The 18,233-nt window shown below is 41.4% G+C and carries 16 protein-coding genes; 10 read left to right on the forward strand and 6 right to left on the reverse strand.

The window, feature by feature from the left end:
* Window positions 1–103: 103 nt before the first annotated feature.
* From L1266_RS05810 to L1266_RS05855, 10 genes are all read left to right on the forward strand, one after another.
* Window positions 104–1,942, forward strand: coding sequence for a DUF294 nucleotidyltransferase-like domain-containing protein (locus tag L1266_RS05810; protein ID WP_054551335.1), 1,839 nt, complete (start codon window positions 104–106; stop codon window positions 1,940–1,942).
* Between the two features lie 8 nt (window positions 1,943–1,950).
* Window positions 1,951–2,574: a 3'-5' exonuclease gene (locus L1266_RS05815; RefSeq protein WP_235377069.1), complete on the forward strand. Its 624-nt coding sequence runs from the start codon at window positions 1,951–1,953 to the stop codon at window positions 2,572–2,574.
* Window positions 2,571–3,032 carry a methyltransferase family protein gene (locus L1266_RS05820; protein ID WP_235377070.1) on the forward strand — a complete coding sequence of 154 codons (462 nt, stop codon included), beginning with the start codon at window positions 2,571–2,573 and terminating at the stop codon, window positions 3,030–3,032. Before L1266_RS05815 ends, L1266_RS05820 begins: the two co-directional genes overlap by 4 nt.
* A gap of 529 nt (window positions 3,033–3,561) precedes the next feature.
* Window positions 3,562–4,578 (forward strand): erythrose-4-phosphate dehydrogenase, encoded by a 1,017-nt coding sequence (gene epd / locus L1266_RS05825; RefSeq protein ID WP_054551164.1) that lies wholly within the window; start codon window positions 3,562–3,564, stop codon window positions 4,576–4,578.
* Between the two features lie 42 nt (window positions 4,579–4,620).
* A complete protein-coding gene (locus L1266_RS05830) occupies window positions 4,621–5,796 on the forward strand; it encodes a phosphoglycerate kinase (protein ID WP_235377071.1) in 1,176 nt (391 codons plus the stop codon).
* A gap of 196 nt (window positions 5,797–5,992) precedes the next feature.
* A complete protein-coding gene (fba, locus tag L1266_RS05835; RefSeq protein ID WP_235377072.1) occupies window positions 5,993–7,057 on the forward strand; it encodes a class II fructose-bisphosphate aldolase in 1,065 nt (354 codons plus the stop codon).
* Between the two features lie 400 nt (window positions 7,058–7,457).
* On the forward strand, window positions 7,458–8,426 hold the full coding sequence (locus L1266_RS05840; protein ID WP_235377073.1) for a porin: 969 nt from the start codon (window positions 7,458–7,460) through the stop codon (window positions 8,424–8,426).
* A 128-nt stretch (window positions 8,427–8,554) separates the two neighbouring features.
* Complete coding sequence (gene phoB, locus L1266_RS05845) at window positions 8,555–9,244, forward strand: phosphate regulon transcriptional regulator PhoB (protein ID WP_054551169.1); 690 nt, start codon at window positions 8,555–8,557, stop codon at window positions 9,242–9,244.
* 56 nt (window positions 9,245–9,300) lie between these two features.
* Window positions 9,301–10,632 (forward strand): phosphate regulon sensor histidine kinase PhoR, encoded by a 1,332-nt coding sequence (gene phoR, locus L1266_RS05850; protein WP_054551170.1) that lies wholly within the window; start codon window positions 9,301–9,303, stop codon window positions 10,630–10,632.
* 91 nt (window positions 10,633–10,723) lie between these two features.
* The gene (locus tag L1266_RS05855) at window positions 10,724–11,692 is read left to right on the forward strand and encodes a PstS family phosphate ABC transporter substrate-binding protein (protein ID WP_054551171.1); all 969 of its coding nucleotides are present in this window, start codon (window positions 10,724–10,726) and stop codon (window positions 11,690–11,692) included.
* Between the two features lie 52 nt (window positions 11,693–11,744).
* Here the strand turns inward: L1266_RS05855 and mdoH are convergent, their stop codons facing one another.
* From mdoH to folK, 6 genes are all read right to left on the reverse strand, one after another.
* Window positions 11,745–13,727, reverse strand: coding sequence for a glucans biosynthesis glucosyltransferase MdoH (gene mdoH / locus L1266_RS05860; RefSeq protein WP_235377074.1), 1,983 nt, complete (start codon window positions 13,725–13,727; stop codon window positions 11,745–11,747).
* Window positions 13,699–15,417: a glucan biosynthesis protein gene (locus L1266_RS05865; RefSeq protein WP_235377075.1), complete on the reverse strand. Its 1,719-nt coding sequence runs from the start codon at window positions 15,415–15,417 to the stop codon at window positions 13,699–13,701. Before L1266_RS05865 ends, mdoH begins: the two co-directional genes overlap by 29 nt.
* Before the next feature lie 352 nt (window positions 15,418–15,769).
* On the reverse strand, window positions 15,770–15,970 hold the full coding sequence (locus tag L1266_RS05870; RefSeq protein WP_370625252.1) for a hypothetical protein: 201 nt from the start codon (window positions 15,968–15,970) through the stop codon (window positions 15,770–15,772).
* A 96-nt stretch (window positions 15,971–16,066) separates the two neighbouring features.
* Window positions 16,067–16,918 carry a pantoate--beta-alanine ligase gene (gene panC / locus L1266_RS05875; protein ID WP_054551175.1) on the reverse strand — a complete coding sequence of 284 codons (852 nt, stop codon included), beginning with the start codon at window positions 16,916–16,918 and terminating at the stop codon, window positions 16,067–16,069.
* A complete protein-coding gene (gene panB / locus L1266_RS05880; protein WP_235377076.1) occupies window positions 16,919–17,713 on the reverse strand; it encodes a 3-methyl-2-oxobutanoate hydroxymethyltransferase in 795 nt (264 codons plus the stop codon). It abuts the gene before it with no gap.
* A 29-nt stretch (window positions 17,714–17,742) separates the two neighbouring features.
* Window positions 17,743–18,231: a 2-amino-4-hydroxy-6-hydroxymethyldihydropteridine diphosphokinase gene (folK, locus tag L1266_RS05885; RefSeq protein ID WP_054551177.1), complete on the reverse strand. Its 489-nt coding sequence runs from the start codon at window positions 18,229–18,231 to the stop codon at window positions 17,743–17,745.
* Window positions 18,232–18,233: the final 2 nt, after the last annotated feature.

Genomic DNA, 18,233 nt, shown 5'->3' on the forward strand with positions numbered 1-18,233 from the left:
GAACACACTCTTGACGTTTAAAAGCCCGACTTAAGTCGGGCTTTTTATTTATTTCAAACAGGGGTAGTGTAGATATTGTCTCTATTTTATAGCGAGAATGACCATGAATACCGAGCAACAGGAAGTCGCCCAATTTGTGATGCAGCAAACGCCATTTAATCAGCTTGATGGCGCTGCCAGTGAGTATTTTGTAAACCATCTCGATATTATTTATTTGACCCGTGAGAATCAAAATCAGTGGTTAAGTTCGGATAATCTAAGATTATTTTTAATTCGCTCTGGCGATTATGATTTAGTTGACCCAAAAGGCGATGTGATCACTAAGTTATCAAGTGGCGATTACTTTGGTTTTCCTTCATTGTTAACTGGCGAAGCAATTCAAAATAGTATTTCAGTGCAAAAGGAAGGCATTGTTTACATGCTGAACCAAGCGGCATTTGATTACTTACGCCGTGAGTATAAGGTGTTTGAGCAATACTTTGTTCGTGCCCATAAAAACCGTTTATTGTCGTCTCATTATAAAAGTCAAAACGACAGTTGGTCGGAGAAAAAAATTTGCGAGTTGATGAATCGCAAAGCCGTCACCTTGGCGCCAGATGCAAGTATTCGTCAAGCCGCTAAAAAAATGAAACAACAGGGTGTTTCATCAATTATGTTGACTGAACATGAGCGTCTTGTAGGAGTCGTGACCGACCGAGATTTACGCAACCGCGTATTAGCCGATGAGGTTGACCCACAAGAGTCAGTAAGTAGCATCATGACGTGTAAGCCCAAGTTTATTTTTGAAAATAACCGCGTGTTTTCGGCGCTACACTTAATGCTTAAGCACAATATTCACCATTTACCTGTGCTTGATGAACATCACAAACCGCTTGGTATGCTCACCAGTACTGATTTACTGCGTCAGCAAAAAAGCGACCCAGTACAATTAATTGGACGAATTTACAAAGCGCACAGCGTGGTTGATTTAAAGCGTTATTCGCAAGAGATACCCGGTTTATTAAAAGGTTTTTCAAACAATATTGATGACATCTCCTTGATTGGTAAATTATTAAGTGGCTTAACCGATGCGTTGACTTCGCGGTTAATTCGTTTGTTCCAAGAAGATAATGGTGCGGCACCAACCAGCTTTAGTTTTATTTGTTTTGGTTCACAAGCACGAGAAGAACAAACACTGCATTCTGACCAAGATAATGGCCTGTTGCTACCTGATGATTTAACAGAAGAACAACACGATTACTTTAAGCGCATGGGCGAGTATGTCTGTGAGCATTTAATTGAGTGCGGTATAAAACGTTGCCCTGGCAATATTATGGCGAGCAATGCACAGTGCCGTATGGGCATTAATGCTTGGACAGAAAAGTTTCATAAGTGGATCACCTCACCTACACCAGAGGCGATGCTCAATTGTAAGATATTTTTTGACCTACGTTTTATTGAAGGTTCCACTACCTTATATGCGCGCTTTTGTGAGCAGCTAAAACGCATTTCTAAAAATGACTTATTCTATGCGGCTATGGCGAGCGACATTAAAAATACGCCAGTGCCCATTGGTTTGTTTAATCAATTTAAATTAGAGAAAGACGAAAAGCAGCATAAGTACCTCGACTTAAAAAAACGCGGTGTGGTGATCATCAACGACATAGTGCGTTTATATTCCCTCAAAGCGGGTATTCAGCGCGCTAATACGCAAGAGCGTATTGATGCATTAATGAAATTTTCGCTACTCAATAAAGATGACTTATATAACCTAAAAGACTGTTGGCGCTTTTTAACCCAGCTGCGTTTAGGCACACAAATTAACGAAGAGGGATTGCCAAGCAACTGTATTAACCCAAATGCGTTGAATTCATTAGAGCGACATCAATTAAAAGAAGCATTTTATTTGGTTAAACAGGCACAGCAAGCCGCCGCATTTAAATTTGCTCGCGGTAGTTTATAGGAGAGGGTATGGTTAAACGCTGGTTAAGTCGGTATTTAGCGCGCAAGCAACTCTTGGCAGCCGATGCCTATAAAGAACGCTACATAGTGATAGACATGGAATTAACGGGCCTAGATCCTCGCCAGCACGAAATTGTTTCGGTGGCGTGGGTGATGATAGAAGATCAATGCATTAAACTCAGCGGTGCGCAGCACTTAATAAATAAAGACGTGCAAAGCTTAGAGCAAAGTCCGATTTATCACGGTATTGCAAAACAAGATATAGATACAGGTGAAAGCCTCGAAAGCATTCTTGGCAAGCTGCATCAGCATTTTGGTGAGTGCATTTTAGTGTTTCATAACGCGGCACTTGATTGGGGGTTTTTAAAACAGGCCTGCAGAACGCTTGGCTTAGATGCAAAAGCGCGTTTAATTCTTGATACCTTTGTTATTGAAAAAAAACGCCTGCACCAGCAAGGCCACGAAATTGGCCACGATGATTTAACACTTAGCGAATGCCGTAAACGCTACAACTTACCGCATTACAGCTCGCACCATGCCCTGACTGATGCCATGGCAACGGCCGAGTTATTCTTAGCCCAGTGTCATCAAATCAGTCGTGGTAAGGCATTGAAAGTAGGGGAGCTTGTGTGAATCAGTTAGAATTAAAAATTCCTCCAGTCGCGCTACTGCTGATCATTGCGTTGATGATGTGGGGCATAGCAGAGTTGTTTACGAGTTTTAGCTTCTCGTTTTTCGTATCATCTTTTGTAGCACTACTCATTGCATTTTTAGGTGTGGTGTTTGCTTTATTAGGTGTTTATCAATTTCGTAAGCAAGGTACGACTGTTGACCCTCGAATTCCAGAAAAGTCGGCGAGCCTTGTTACAAGTGGTGTTTATCATTTTAGCCGTAACCCAATGTATGTTGGTATGTTATTAATGCTAGTTGGTTGGGGAATTTATCTTGGTAATATTGCGAGTTTTATAATGCTGCCAGTATTTATTCTCTATATGAATCGATTTCAAATTATGCCAGAAGAAACGTTTATGGCTGAGAAGTTTGGGTCAGCATACCAGCAATACCAAAAATCTGTTCGTCGCTGGCTATAAAGGAAAAAAGTAAGATTGAGGTTGCTAACGCAGTTTTATTTACCTTACCCTCTTATAAAAATGTCTAAGGTCGATTACCAAAATTGAGCCATCTAGGGTTGTTAAAGTAGCTTTATTTACCTTGCCCTCTTATAAAAATGTCTAAGGTCGATTACCAAAACTGCGCCATCTAAAACATGCTAAGCAATTTTTATTTTGGCTGACCTCTTATAAAAACTTCAAAGGTCGATTACCAAAATTGAGCCATCTAAAACATGCTAAGCAACTTTTATTTCACCTGACCTCTTATAATAATGTGTAAGGTCGATTACCAAAACTGCGCCATCTAAAACATACTAAGCAACTTTTATTTCACCTGACCTCTTATAAAAACTCTTCAGGTCGATTACCAAAATTGAGCCATCTAGGGTTGTTAAAGTAGTTTTATTTACCTTGCCCTCTTATAAAAACTTCAAAGGTCGATTACAATACCGCCATCTAAAAGGCAGCTGCCTTTATCTGCAAGCAAATAGAGTGGATTTTCTTCTTCATGGCAATCAAACTTGCAATTAATGGTTTTGGTCGAATCGGGCGCAACATCGTCCGTGCTCTGTATGAGTCTGGGCTTGAAGATCAAATCAAAATTGTCGCTATTAACGAATTAGCCGACCCTAAGGGCATTGCCCATCTCCTTAAATACGATACATCTCATGGCCGCTTTTCATTTCCAGTTAATCTTGGCGAAGATACTTTAACGGTTGCTAACGACTCTATAGCCTTATTTGCAGAAGAAAACCCTGCAGAACTGCCATGGCAAACGCTTGATGTTGATGTGGTTCTTGAATGTACTGGGGTGTATCACTCTCGTGAACATGCAGAACTACACTTAGCTGCTGGTGCAAAAAAAGTATTGTTTTCGCAGCCTGCAGATGCTGATGTCGATGCCACAATTGTGTATGGTATTAATGATGATGAGCTAAAAGCTGAACATACGATTGTTTCAAACGGTTCATGTACCACAAACTGTATTGTGCCAGTGATTAAAGTGCTGGATGACGCATTTTCGATTGAATCTGGGGCTATTACAACGATTCATGCCTCGATGCATGATCAGCAAGTGATTGATGCGTATCATCATGATTTACGCCGCACTCGTGCTGCAAGCCAATCTATTATTCCGGTAGATACAAAGCTTGCTCGTGGTATTGAGCGTATATTGCCTAAGTTTCATAGTCGCTTTGAAGCCATTGCTGTTAGGGTACCCACTATCAACGTGACGGCGATGGATTTAAGTGTAACAGTGAATACTGATGTGAATTTAGCGACTGTCAATCAAGCACTTAAGTTAGCTGCAAAAGACCGCCTTGACGGTATTTTAAGTTACACTGAAGAGCCATTGGTATCGGTAGATTTTAATCATGACCCACATTCTTGTATCATAGATGGCACTCAGACACGTGTTAGTCATAAACGACTGATAAAGTTGTTAGTGTGGTGCGATAATGAGTGGGGCTTTGCGAATCGTATGCTCGACACTGCGCGTGCGATGATGGCTGTAAGCCAATAATTTATAAATATAATATTAGTATCGTTAACTAAGGAGAAGTCCATGTCGGTCATTAAAATGGCAGATTTAGATTTAAACGGCAAACGCGTGTTAATTCGTGAAGATTTAAATGTGCCTGTAAAAGAAGGTAAAGTGACCTCTGATGCGCGTATTCGTGCAGCATTACCAACTATCAAATTAGCGTTAGAAAAAGGCGCTAAAGTAATGGTGATGTCACACCTTGGCCGCCCTACGGAAGGGGAATATGATGAAGCGTTTTCACTTGCCCCTGTGGTTAATTATTTAAATGATGCCCTTGAGCAAACAGTTCGTCTTGAAAAAGACTACCTAGAAGGCGTAGACGTTGCTGATAACGAAGTGGTTGTTTTCGAAAACGTGCGTTTTAACGCTGGCGAAAAGAAAAACGACGAAGCATTGTCTAAAAAACTAGCTGCATTATGTGATGTTTACGTAATGGACGCATTTGGTACGGCTCACCGTGCACAAGCATCGACTCACGGTGTGGGTTTATTTGCTGATGTTGCATGTGCAGGTCCACTACTTGCGGCAGAGTTAGACGCACTAGGTAAAGCGCTTGATAACCCAGCTCGTCCTTTAGTTGCTATCGTTGGTGGCTCTAAAGTATCGACTAAGTTAACTGTACTTGATTCACTTTCTAAAGTGGTTGACCAACTTGTAACAGGTGGTGGTATCGCTAATACCTTCATCGCAGCAGCAGGTCACTCAGTAGGTAAGTCTTTATTTGAAGCTGATTTAACTGATGAAGCAAATAAATTAAGTGCGGCAGCAAAAGCTAATAACGGTGAAATCCCGGTACCAACTGATGTTGTTGTAGGTAATGAGTTCTCAGAATCTGCAGTGGCAACACTAAAAGATGTGAATGAAGTAACAGACGAAGACATGATCTTCGATATTGGTCCTGATACAGCAAACCAATTAGCAAAAATCATTGCTAATGCAGGCACCGTTGTATGGAATGGTCCAGTAGGTGTATTTGAATTTGACCAATTTGGCAACGGCACACGTGCTATTGCTGATGCGATTGCTAACTCAAGTGCATTCTCGATTGCTGGTGGCGGTGATACGCTTGCAGCGATTGATAAATACGGCATTGCCGATAAAGTTTCTTACATTTCAACCGGTGGTGGTGCTTTCCTTGAATTTTTAGAAGGGAAAAAATTACCAGCAGTTGCTATGCTTGAAGAACGTGCTAAGTAATTAGTGCGTATGCCAGCGTAGTTATTAGGTAATTACGCTGGTTTAGCTGTTAATAAAATACCTCTCACCCTCGTTTTATTTACAGCTGTTACGGTAGGCGCGAGCTTTTCGTGATGCAGTGATGCATCAAAAAATAACTTATCCGTTCAAACTAGATAGTAGGAAACTACTGTCGATACAATTTGGAGAATACCAAATGGCTTTAATCAGTATGCGACAACTTCTTGATCATGCAGCTGAAAATGGTTACGGCGTACCTGCTTTTAACGTTAATAACCAAGAGCAAATGCGCGCAATTATGGAAGCGGCTGACAAAACAAACAGCCCGGTAATTGTACAAGGTTCAGCAGGCGCACGTGCCTATGCTGGTGCCCCTTTTATTCGTCATATGATTTTAGCTGCCGTTGAAGAATGGCCACATATTCCAGTCGTAATGCACCAAGACCACGGTACTTCACCAGGTGTATGTCAGCGTTCAATCCAGTTAGGCTTTTCATCAGTTATGATGGATGGCTCATTAATGTCTGATGGTAAAACTCCTTCAAGTTATGAATACAATGTTGATGTTACTCGTCAAACTGTTGAAATGGCACATGCTTGTGGTGTGTCTGTAGAAGGCGAGTTAGGTGTTTTAGGTTCACTTGAAACAGGTGAAGCAGGTGAAGAGGACGGCGTGGGTGCAGAAGGTAAATTATCTACTGATCAAATGCTAACAGATCCTGAAGAAGCCGCTGATTTCGTTCGTAAAACTAAAGTTGATGCACTTGCTATTGCTTGTGGTACATCACATGGTGCGTACAAATTCACGCGTCCACCAACAGACGATATCTTAGCGATTGATCGCATCAAAGAGATCCACTCGCGAATTCCTAACACGCACTTGGTAATGCATGGTTCGTCTTCAGTGCCACAAGAGTGGTTAGAAGTGATCAACCAATACGGTGGTGAAATCCCTGAAACCTATGGTGTGCCAGTAGAGCAAATCATCGAAGGTATTAAATACGGTGTTCGTAAAGTAAATATCGATACCGATCTTCGTTTAGCATCTACAGGTGCAATTCGTCGCCACTTAGCTTTAAACCCAGCTAACTTCGATCCACGTAAATACTTAGCTGAAGCAACGAAAGCAATGACTGAGATCTGTGTTGCTCGCTACGAAGCCTTTGGTGCGGCAGGTCAAGCTGGTAAGATCAAGCCTATCTCTTTAGATGATATGCACCTTAAATACTTATCGGGTGAACTTGATCCACAAATCAAGTAATTGATAATAAATCGAAAAAGCCGGCTTGCATGCCGGTTTTTTATTGCCTTGATCAAGACGGATCAGCGATTTACTTACTCGTGTTTTTCAGGATCAGTGTTTTACTAACCTTCGCTTTCACGGATCATTATTTTACTAGTTACGCACTGATCATCGGCTTTTCTTTGCTCAGCTTTTAAACGAAATGCTGAGTGTCTTAACATTAAATCAACAAGTTATCTTACTCTCTAAGTAAAATACTGATCTCGGGCTGATCAACTTAGTAAAAACCTGATCTTGATCTGATAGAGTTAGTAGATCAGTGATCCGTGATTTTTGTGTGAAATATAGCCACCTTGCCTTGACCAAAAGCCCTTTATGTTCGATTTTTAAGTTACTGCTTAAATTAAGGATCGCTACCATGAACAAACCTGCCATGATGTTGTCGAGCTTTGCAATGTGCTTTATTTCTTTTCATAGTGCTGCCGAAGCTGTAGATGTGTATGGTCGGGCCCATTTAGGGGTTGCTAATAGCGACACTGGCGATGGCAGCGAAACGTCTATTGAGAGCTACAGTTCACGTATGGGTATTAAAGGCAGTGGTGAAATAAGTGATGGATTAAAAGCTGTATATAAGTTTGAATTTGCAGTAAATGCGGCTGATCAAGATAGCGATGGTAAAACAGAAGAGAATATTACCGCTCGTAACCAATATGTTGGTCTTCAAGGCAGTTATGGGCAGGTAGTACTTGGTCGACATGATACAGCGTTAAAAGTATCGCAGGGTAAAATTGATTTAATGAACGACTTTAATGGTGATGTTAAAGCCTTATTTAATGGCGAAAATCGCCTTGGTGATGTGGTTCATTATAGCTCGCCAATTGTCGGCAATATGCAATTTGTGGTCACCTATATTGCTGAAGATAATTCTAAACAAGATGAAGAAACCGGCGTTTCTGCGGCCTTTATGTATGGTGATAGTAAATTTAAAAAAGCGCCTTACTTTGTCAGTGTTGCCCACGACAGTAAAGTAGCCGGTTATGATACAACACGGTTTACGGCGCAAGGTAAATTAGGTGATTTAACCTTAGGTGGTATGTATCAACAAAGCGAAAAAATAGCTGGTTCTGATAAAGAAGATGGCTTTTTGGTAAGTGCATCCTACAAAATAGATAAATATAAGTTATTGGCGCAATACCAAGATACTGATGGTAACTTCGGTAAGTTAAAAGATTCGGGGAGTGGTACCTCTGTTGGCGTTGAACGAAGCCTGTCAAAACAAGCACGTATGTACATGTGGTATACGCAGTTTTCACTAGATAATAATGCTGATGAAGATCACTTGGCAGTCACTTTAAGGTATGACTTTCAATCCGAAATTTACTATTAAAGCGTAAAAAATGGCTATTTTTGCATTGATTTTTTTGCGCTTTTTGAATTACTCGTTAGACTTTCATAAAAATGTCATACTTAGTCATAATAATGAAACCAGTTCGCTAACGAAAGAGATAAATTGGAATGTCACGTAAAGTACTAGTCGTCGATGACGAAGCGCCTATCAGAGAGATGCTGGTTTTTGTTCTAGAGCAAAATGGTTTTCAAGCAATTGAAGCAGAAGATTATGACTCTGCAATTGAAGCTATGGTAGAACCATACCCAGATATGGTTTTATTAGATTGGATGTTACCAGGTGGTAGCGGTATTCAAATTGCGAAAAAATTTAAGCAAAACGAATACACTCGTCAAATTCCTATCATCATGCTAACAGCTCGCGGTGAAGAAGAAGACAAAGTACGCGGTCTTGAAGTAGGTGCTGATGATTACGTAACAAAACCATTTTCTCCTAAAGAATTAATGGCGCGCATTAAAGCGGTTATTCGCCGTGTTTCACCAACCTCATTAGAAGAAGCCATTGAAGTTCATGGTTTACGCCTTGATCCAATCTCACACCGTGTAACATCAGAAGGGAGTGAATTAGATATGGGTCCTACTGAATTTAGATTACTCCATTTCTTCATGACACATCCAGAACGTGTTTACAGCCGTGAACAATTACTTGATCATGTATGGGGAACAAATGTATATGTAGAAGACCGTACAGTTGATGTACATATTCGTCGTCTACGTAAAGCGATTGCACCATTAGGGCATGACCGTTTAGTACAAACCGTTCGCGGTGCAGGCTATCGTTTTTCAAGTAAATTATAAGTGTCATAGCAATGACCTTAACAAGCTAATTTACATACTTAAGGTAAAGTGAGTGTATGTATCGAGTAGTGAATAAACAGGCGTTAGCAAAACGCCTGTTTATGTATTTCTTACCCTTGTTATTAGTTGGCGTACTTGTAGGTGCGCCTTTTTTGCTTTTATTTTTAGGCTCTTTTGCACTGCTAATTTGGCATTATCATCAATTATATCGCCTCAGCGATTGGCTTCTTAATCAACGTAGTTTCAACCCACCCGAAGGGGAGGGAGCGTGGGAGCAAGTCTTTGAAGGGATCTATCACTTACAACATCGAAACCGTAAAAAACGTAATGAACTTGCAGACTTAATACGCCGCTTTCGTGATGGCGCCGAGGCTGTGCCTGATGCGGTAGTGGTTTTACAAAAAGATCTCAGCATCATTTGGTGTAACCAATTGGCTCTAAAGGTTTTAGGGTTACAGTGGCCTACCGATCATGGGCAACGCTTAGATAATCTTATTCGCGATCCTAAGTTTGCAAAGTACATGAATAAAGCCTGTTTCGATGAACCGCTCGAGCTTGATGGTGGCCACAGCTACGATCAAACCTTAGAGTTTCGTGTTATGCCCTATGCAAGTTCACAGTTGATGATGGTGGTGCGTGATGTTACTCGCTTAAAGCAACTTGAGCAGATGCGTAAAGATTTTGTGGCCAATGTTTCTCATGAGCTGAGAACACCACTTACAGTGGTAACCGGTTACTTAGAAATGCTTGATTCAGATAGCTTACCACCTCCTGCAATGTGGCAAAAAGCGCAAACTACCATGCTTGAACAATGTAAGCGCATGGACAGTCTGGTTAATCAATTATTGTCGTTGTCGCGTATTGAAGGGGCACGTCGTCAAGATAACGATAAGCCGGTTAATGTGCCGCAGTTACTTACCTATATTCAAACCGAAGCACAGTCATTAAACCAAGACAAAGGCCATGAGCTTATCTTTAATGTTGATGCGAGCTTAGACATTAAAGGGGCCGAAGATGAATTACGAAGTGCCTTTTCTAACCTTGTGTTTAACGCCATTCATTACACCAAGCCCGGTGGCAAGATTGTGGTTGATTGGCAGCTTAAAAATAACCAAGCCGCGTTTAGTGTGACCGATAATGGTGATGGTATTGCTGCTGAACATATTAACCGTTTAACGGAACGTTTTTATCGTGTTGATAAGGCTCGTAGCCGCACTACAGGTGGGTCTGGATTAGGTTTAGCGATTACAAAACATGTACTTACAAGGCATGACAGTCGTTTAGATATCAGCAGTAAATTAGGCCAAGGCTCGACCTTTGCGTTTGCATTTGGTAGCGAAAAAGTCGTGCGTTTAACAGATAATATTAAGAAAACTGCAAAGTCATAAAAATGTCATTTAAGGGTAATCTAACTGTCATCTAGTGTCATTAGAGTAGACCGCAGTTAGGAAATGGGACGAACAAATCGGAGTAACCCCTATGAAATTCAAAAATCTCGTTGCCGCAATGGGTGTGGCTGTAACAACATTTGTATCAGCACAAGCAGCTGCAGTTGATAAAGATATGCCTGAGTACACTAAAGTAAGTGGTATCTCTGGTAACTTCTCATCTGTAGGTTCTGACACGCTTGCAAACATGATGACGTTCTGGGCAGAAGAGTACAAGCGCTTCTATCCAAACGTAAACATTCAAATCCAAGCAGCGGGTTCTTCAACTGCTCCTCCAGCATTAACTGAAGGGACAGCAAACTTCGGCCCAATGAGCCGTCGTATGAAGTCAAAAGAAATTGAAGCATTCGAAAAGCGTTACGGCTACAAGCCAACTGAAGTACGCGTTGCAATCGATGCTCTTGCTGTATTCGTACACAAAGATAACCCAATCAAAGGTTTACGTATTGACCAAGTTGATGCGATTTTCTCTTCAACACGTAAATGTGGTGCTGATGCACAGGTTAATCGTTGGAGCGAAGTAGGTCTTGAGGGCGATTGGGCAGCAAAAGATATCCAGCTTTACGGTCGTAACTCAGTATCGGGTACTTACGGTTACTTCAAGAAGAAAGCACTTTGTAAAGGTGACTTCCGTAACAACGTAAACGAACAACCTGGTTCTGCATCTGTAGTACAGTCAATCTCTTCTTCAGTGAACGCGATTGGTTACTCAGGTATCGGTTATAAAACATCAGGTGTACGTACGGTTCCACTTTCTAAGAAAGGTGACAACTTTGTTGATGCAACATTAGAAAACGTAGCAACAGGTAAATACCCACTATCTCGTTTCTTATACGTTTACGTGAACAAGCACCCTAACAAGCCGCTTTCACCAATCGATGCAGAGTTCTTAAAAATGGTTCTTTCTGTAGACGGTCAAAAAATTGTTGAGAAAGATGGTTATGTGCCACTTTCAGGTAAAATGGCAATGGCTGAACTTAAAAAGCTAGGCCTTCTGTAACAACCATACAGACATAGACGAAAAAACCGCTCAGTGAGCGGTTTTTTTTCGTTTAGCTTTTAGCAAATAATTTTGCCTTAATGCGTTGCTGAGCAAGGCGTACTTGCTTACGCTTTTTACCCGAGGGAGCCTTAAAGCTTTGAATTGGCATTACCGTTGGATATTCATTAGGTAGTGCAGGTACACTAAAGTCAGCGTGCTCATCCTTAGGTAAACCAATTTCTTGTTGATGTACACGAAGTGCCGCTAAGGTATCATCGTTTTCAACTTCACTTGGACATAAGAATAAGCCCATTTTACGCATTTTCACACCTAAGCCGATGCTGCTTGAGTAACGTACAATTGGCGCTGCTAAAATAAGGCCCACTAAAATAGGTGATAACCACCAAAAGAAGGTCGGTGTGTAATAGTAAGCAACCGAGCCCCAAATAATCGCGGTAATAGTCGAAAATAACGTATAACCAATCGCTTCCTTCCACGGTACCATTCTACCTTCACGAGGCTGTGCATCCCAGCTAACTTTTTTGCCTAAAAATACGCACACGACAAAATAGCTATGAAACACCATCATTAGCGGCGCAATCACAATGGCAAAAACCGTTTCGATGAGTGAACCTGCAATTAGCTTCATCGTGCCACCAAAGGCTTTATTACGGTGTACTAAAGTCACAATAATACCCATTAATTTAGGTAGTAACAGTAATAAGGCAGTAATGAATAACAACGAATCAATTAGATCCGTTTTGGCAATTTGCCAGGTTGGGAAAAGCTGATAAGCATGGTTAAAGTATACGTCGCTATTAAGAGCACGAGTCACTGCATCTAAGGTACTTAATGCCAGCATAGATAACCAAATTAACGATGAAATATACGCTGTGGCACCAAATAAAAAGTGCATTTTACTCATTAGCTTAAGGCCAGATTTAGGCAATAAACCTAAATGCTGGATATTTCCTTGCACCCATCGTCTATCTCGAATTGCGTAATCGAGAATGTTACTTGGCACTTCTTCGTAGCTACCTTCAACATCACTCAGCAGTAACACATCCCAACCACTACGGTGTAGCAGTGAGGCTTCAACAAAGTCATGACTTAAGATTTCACCGCCAAATGGGGCATTGCCTTTTAAAACTGGCAGGCCGCAGCATTTTGTAAATGCTTCAACGCGAATAATTGCATTGTGACCCCAGTAGTTTGCTTGGTTTGTTTGCCAAAAAGCAGAACCAGTTGCCAACATTGGGCTATATAAAATTGATGCAAACTGTAAAAAGCGACCAAAAAACGTGTCTTGGCGAACCGGAATAGGGATCGTCTGGATCAAACCTGATTTTGGATTGCTGATCATGCTAGAAGTCAGCTCAAGCATACATTGACCCGTCATAATGCTATCGGCATCAAGCACAATCATATGATCGTATTGGCTGCCCCAACGTTCACAAAAATCAGTTAAGTTACCTACTTTACGGTGTTTGTTGTCTTCACGGCGACGATAAAAAGTATGCGCAGCTAAATCACCTAAACGCTTAGTGAGAGCATTCCATGCTTTTAGTTCATTACGTGCGATTTCAGGGTCTTGCGTATCACTAAGTAAGTAAAAATCGTAATGTGGCATTTGTCCTGTTTTGGCCAGCGAGCGAAGGCTAACCTCAAAACCGGCAATTACACGCTCTGTATCTTCGTTGTAGATAGGCATAACAATGGCTGTTTTCGTTTGGCTCAAGGCATGCTGATTAATCTCGATTGGCTTTTGACGTTTTAAGGTCAACGGGTCAATACGAAATAATTGCAAAATAAAGCCCATACAGCCACTACAAAAGGCTGTAACAATCCACGCGAAGGTAACTGTAAATAATGCCAGTAAAGCGTACTCAAGCGGTGTCATGCCGTTAGAATTTAAAATATCGAACATGATCCACACGCCATAGGCGGTAATGCTGAGCGCTAGGCTCGAAAAAAGCCAAGCGCGGGTTTTCTTAAATGGCATTGCTGTTGCTTCTAACGCTTTACTATTGGACGTCGTTTGGATACCAGACATAGCTCCATACCTCGCTGATTTCTTTATCACGTAGTTTTAACGATAAGCGCATATCAACTGGCTTATCTCCCTCTGGCGCCACTTTAAAGGCTACGCGCCATCCTTGATTGTTTGGTAACTGCTGTACCGTTTTATCGCTTATTTGCCCAGCAGAGAGTGTAAGATCCGCTTGCATGGCAAAATTAGCTGATAGTTGATTAATGGTTTCGCCACTAAAATCAACGGTAAATTGGCGGTGGCTTTTTGGTGGTGGATTGTCTTCACCAGGTAATGCTGCACTACCAATTCGAGTTCTTAACACACTCGCTTTATCTTGAGTTGCAAGCGTGGCATTGAAAGTCGAAAGCTTGTAACTAAAGCTTAAGTTGTCACCGGCTTTCATTGGCTGCTCTGGCACCCAGTAGCTAACAATATTGTCGTTGGTTTCTGTATCTGTTGGGATCTCTACTAACTCAACGCGCCCTTTACCCCAATTACCTTCTGGCTCAATCCACATACTCGGACGGTTGTGATAATGTGCTTCGGTATCAAGGTAGTTATTAAAGTCACGGTCTCGCTGTGCAAGACCAAAGCCTTTCGGGTTCTCGTAGCTAAACGAAGTGACACTTAGCTTCTTCGGGTTATTGAGTGCGCGCCAAACCCATTGACCTTGTTCTGATTGCATTAGAAGGCCGTCAGAGTCATGTACTTCAGGGCGGTAGTCGTCGAAGAACTTTGTACTGTTTTCACCGTGGTAGAACATACTTGTTAGCGGGGCAATACCAAGCTTTTTGATGTCTTTGCGGGCGAAAATTTGCATTTGAGTTTTCACTTCAGTGTTGGTCGAAGGTGTTAATTCAAAACGATAGGCGCCCGACACAGATGGGCTATCTAATAATGCGTAGAGCACGATAGTGGTATCTTCGGGTGCTGGTTTTACTAACCAGAACTCTTTGAATACAGGGAATTCTTCACCTGAACTAAGAGCAGTATCCACCGCAAGTCCACGGGCTGACAGACCATATACTTGGTGCGGACCAACTAAACGAAAATATGAAGCACCTTGGAACACAGCCACTTCATCTTTGTACTGGTTGTTGTTCAGTGGAAAATGCAAACGAAAACCTGCATGGCCAAGTTGTGTATTGGCAATCGCGGTACTGATCTCTTGCTCTAACGGGGCAGCAGTTGCATCATAACGATAGTAATCTGTTTTAAAAGGTAAACTTTTTACTTCAGCGTTTTGTTCAAGAGTATTAATTGCAACCGGTGAACGATATAAAAAGCCTGGGTGGAACAACTGCACTTCATAAAGGCTTTGATCTTTCCAAATCGCTTGCTCAGTACGAAAACGGATTGCACGGTAGTCTTGGTAATTGATGCTTGTGAGCGCCTCAAGTTCAAGATCTTTCGGGGCTACATAAGGCTCTGAAGCGAGTTTTTTAGCACGCGCAGTGATAACATCAAATAGCTTTTCTTGCGGAATAGTGATCATCTCAGGCTTAAGCTCAACAGCAGCCTTTTCCTTTGAGGCCAGTTTTTCATTTTCGGCTGCTTGAACTTTAACGGCTGTTTGTTCTGTTTTAGTTACGTTTGATTGCTCTTGTTCTTCAATTGCGTATGTATGACCTGCGCTCATGGCTAATAATACGCCCAATAAGGTCTTCTTTTTAGCAGCACTGAAGAGCTTGGTTCGAGTTTCTGGTCTCATTCAATTTTCCTTTAGCCGTAAATCACGTTAATTCATTCATATCCCTTAGCAATTACTGAACCCAAAATAAAAACTAATAATCTCAATGACTTTGAGTTGGTGCAGTTAAATGCGAAGAGTAAAATTTTGAAATTAGTGAGAAACAATTACATGGTTGCAGTTGTTTATTCGTCACCAATATAGAGAAGTTTAATGAACGAAAGCTTGCCCTAATATGAATAGATTAAAGGGTAAACAAAAATATGAACAAAATTACCAGAGGCTTAATTATGGAAATGAAATTGTAATCGAGAAGAGAAGTGCAGGCACCGAACAGGTTTCAGTGCCCTAATAAGCGAGCTAAAAGTAAGTATTATTTAACTTCACCTAATTTTTCGGCATTAGCTTTACATTGATTATAAGCTTCAATGCACTTGTTACTACACACCTTATGAACTAAGCCATCAGCAGTGCTTTGTTGTTCACAGCTTGCCTCGCATTGGTAGTTTTGTTGAGCGCATTGTTGCATTTCTGGGTTTTCAATTTTATTTGAGCAAGCAGACAGTAATGTCATAGCAAATAATGTTGCTGCAATTGCAGGTAGTTTTTTCATGCTTATCCCTAGTTTATGTCTTTTCTTTGCAATCCATCTTACCCAGATTATTGCTATTTAATCCAGCTCAACTTGTAAATTGTCAATTAAACGTACTGAGCCCAAATAAGCAGCAGCTAAAATAACAAGTTGTTTATCAGCCGTTGTTGCAGGCTTTAATGTTGAGCGCTCTGCTACCGCATAATAGTCAGGTTTAAGGCCTGCACTTTCAAGCTGTGCTTTTGCATCAGCCTCAAGTGTAGCAATGTCTGCATTGCCTTGCTTCAGTGCTGTTGCTGTATTATTTAACGTGGCAAACAGTACTTTTGCAGTGTCTTTTTGCTCATCAGATAAATAGCCATTACGAGAGCTCATTGCTAACCCAGAGATTTCACGGCAAGTAGGTACGCCAATTATCTCTACAGGGATAGATAAATCGCGTGTCATGGTTTTAATCACTTGCAGCTGCTGAAAGTCTTTTTCGCCAAAACAGGCAAAATCAGGCTGTACTAAATTAAATAACTTAGTGACAACGGTTGCGACGCCTTTGAAGTGACCAGGGCGCGAGCCGCCACAGTAACCCATAGAAACACCCGGCACATCGACAAAGCTTTGCTCGCCTAAACCATTTGGGTAAATCGTTTCAACGGATGGTGTAAACACGATATCAGTACCGAGTTCAGCTAAACCTTGTTTATCTTCGTTAAGTGTACGTGGGTAGCTATCAAGATCTTCGTTAGCCCCAAACTGCATTGGGTTCACAAAGATACTCACAACCACTTTATCAGCCAAGGTTTTGGCTTTTTCAACCAGTGAAAAGTGACCTTGGTGTAAATTGCCCATAGTAGGCACTAGTGCAATGCTCAGGCCTGCTTGACGCCAAGCTTTGATTTGGCTGCGTAACGATTTGATTTCAGTGATTGATTGCATTTATTTAAACTCGTGTTCGGTACTTGGGAAAGCACCACTTTTTACATCTTCACAATACTTTTGCACTGCTGCTGGCATATTGCCGGTTTCTAATAAGAAATTCTTTGAAAACTTAGGAATATAGCCTGCTGAAATACCAACTAAGTCGTGCATAACTAAGATTTGCCCATCAGTTTGATTACCTGCACCAATACCAATGGTAGGAATGTTCAGCTCATCAGTAATACGTTTAGCAAGTTCACTTGGAATACATTCTAAAACAAGTAACTGCGCACCTGCCGCCTCAAGTGCTTTCGCATCGCTAACCATTTTATCGGCTTGAGATTGCTCGCGACCTTGAATTTTAAAACCGCCAAATACATGCACTGACTGAGGTGTTAAGCCTAGGTGGCCACATACTGGAATACCTTGTTGAGTCATCGCACGAATGCTGTCGTGCAGCCATTCGCCACCTTCAAGCTTGATCATGTTTGCCCCAGCACGCATCAGCTCTGCAGCATTTTTACAGGCATCAGTTGGGTTGGCATAGGTCATAAAGGGTAAGTCAGCAATTACAAATAATTCGCGGCTACCTGCTCGTACACAACGTGTATGATAAGCAATCTCTGTGTTGGTTACTGCTAATGTGTCATCAGCACCTTGCAATACCATACCTAAAGAGTCACCAACTAAAATCACCTCGACGCCATTATCATGAAACAATTTAGAAAAACTGGCATCGTAAGCTGTTAATGCGGTGATTTTTTGTTGTTCTTGTTTCATTTTATTCAAGGTTGAAACGGTGATTTTAGACATAATTTCCTCTAAGGCTTAGCCTTGGTTGATTACTGCTGAGGGAGTTGTTGTAAATCGTTTAAAGGCAACGTTTTTGTTATATCAGCAAGTGATTGATTATTCGGTAGTACAAGCGTTGGTGCAATTTCCAACAAGGGGTAAACAACAAACTCTCGCTCTGTTAGGCCATAATGAGGCACGGTTAAGCGAGGGGTGTCTATTACGTCATTACCGAACAATAAAATATCTATATCAAGGGTACGCGGACCCCAGCGCTGTTCTTTTCTAACACGGCCATGCTCAAGCTCAATGGCTTGCGTTAAATCAAGCAACTGCTCTGGCATAAGTGCAGTTTTAACACATGCGACCGCATTTACATAATCGGGTTGATCTTGTGGCCCCATGGGTTTGCTTGCGTAATCATGGGATACACAAACAAACTCAACATCTTCTAATGCTTTTAGGGCAGCGACAGCAGCATGAATTTGTTTACGTGGCGCGTTTAAATTGGCACCTAAACCTAAATAAACGGTATGCATAC

Source organism: Pseudoalteromonas sp. Cn5-37, assembly GCF_021532495.1.
In the GTDB taxonomy this organism is placed as follows: Bacteria; Pseudomonadota; Gammaproteobacteria; order Enterobacterales; family Alteromonadaceae; genus Pseudoalteromonas; species Pseudoalteromonas simplex.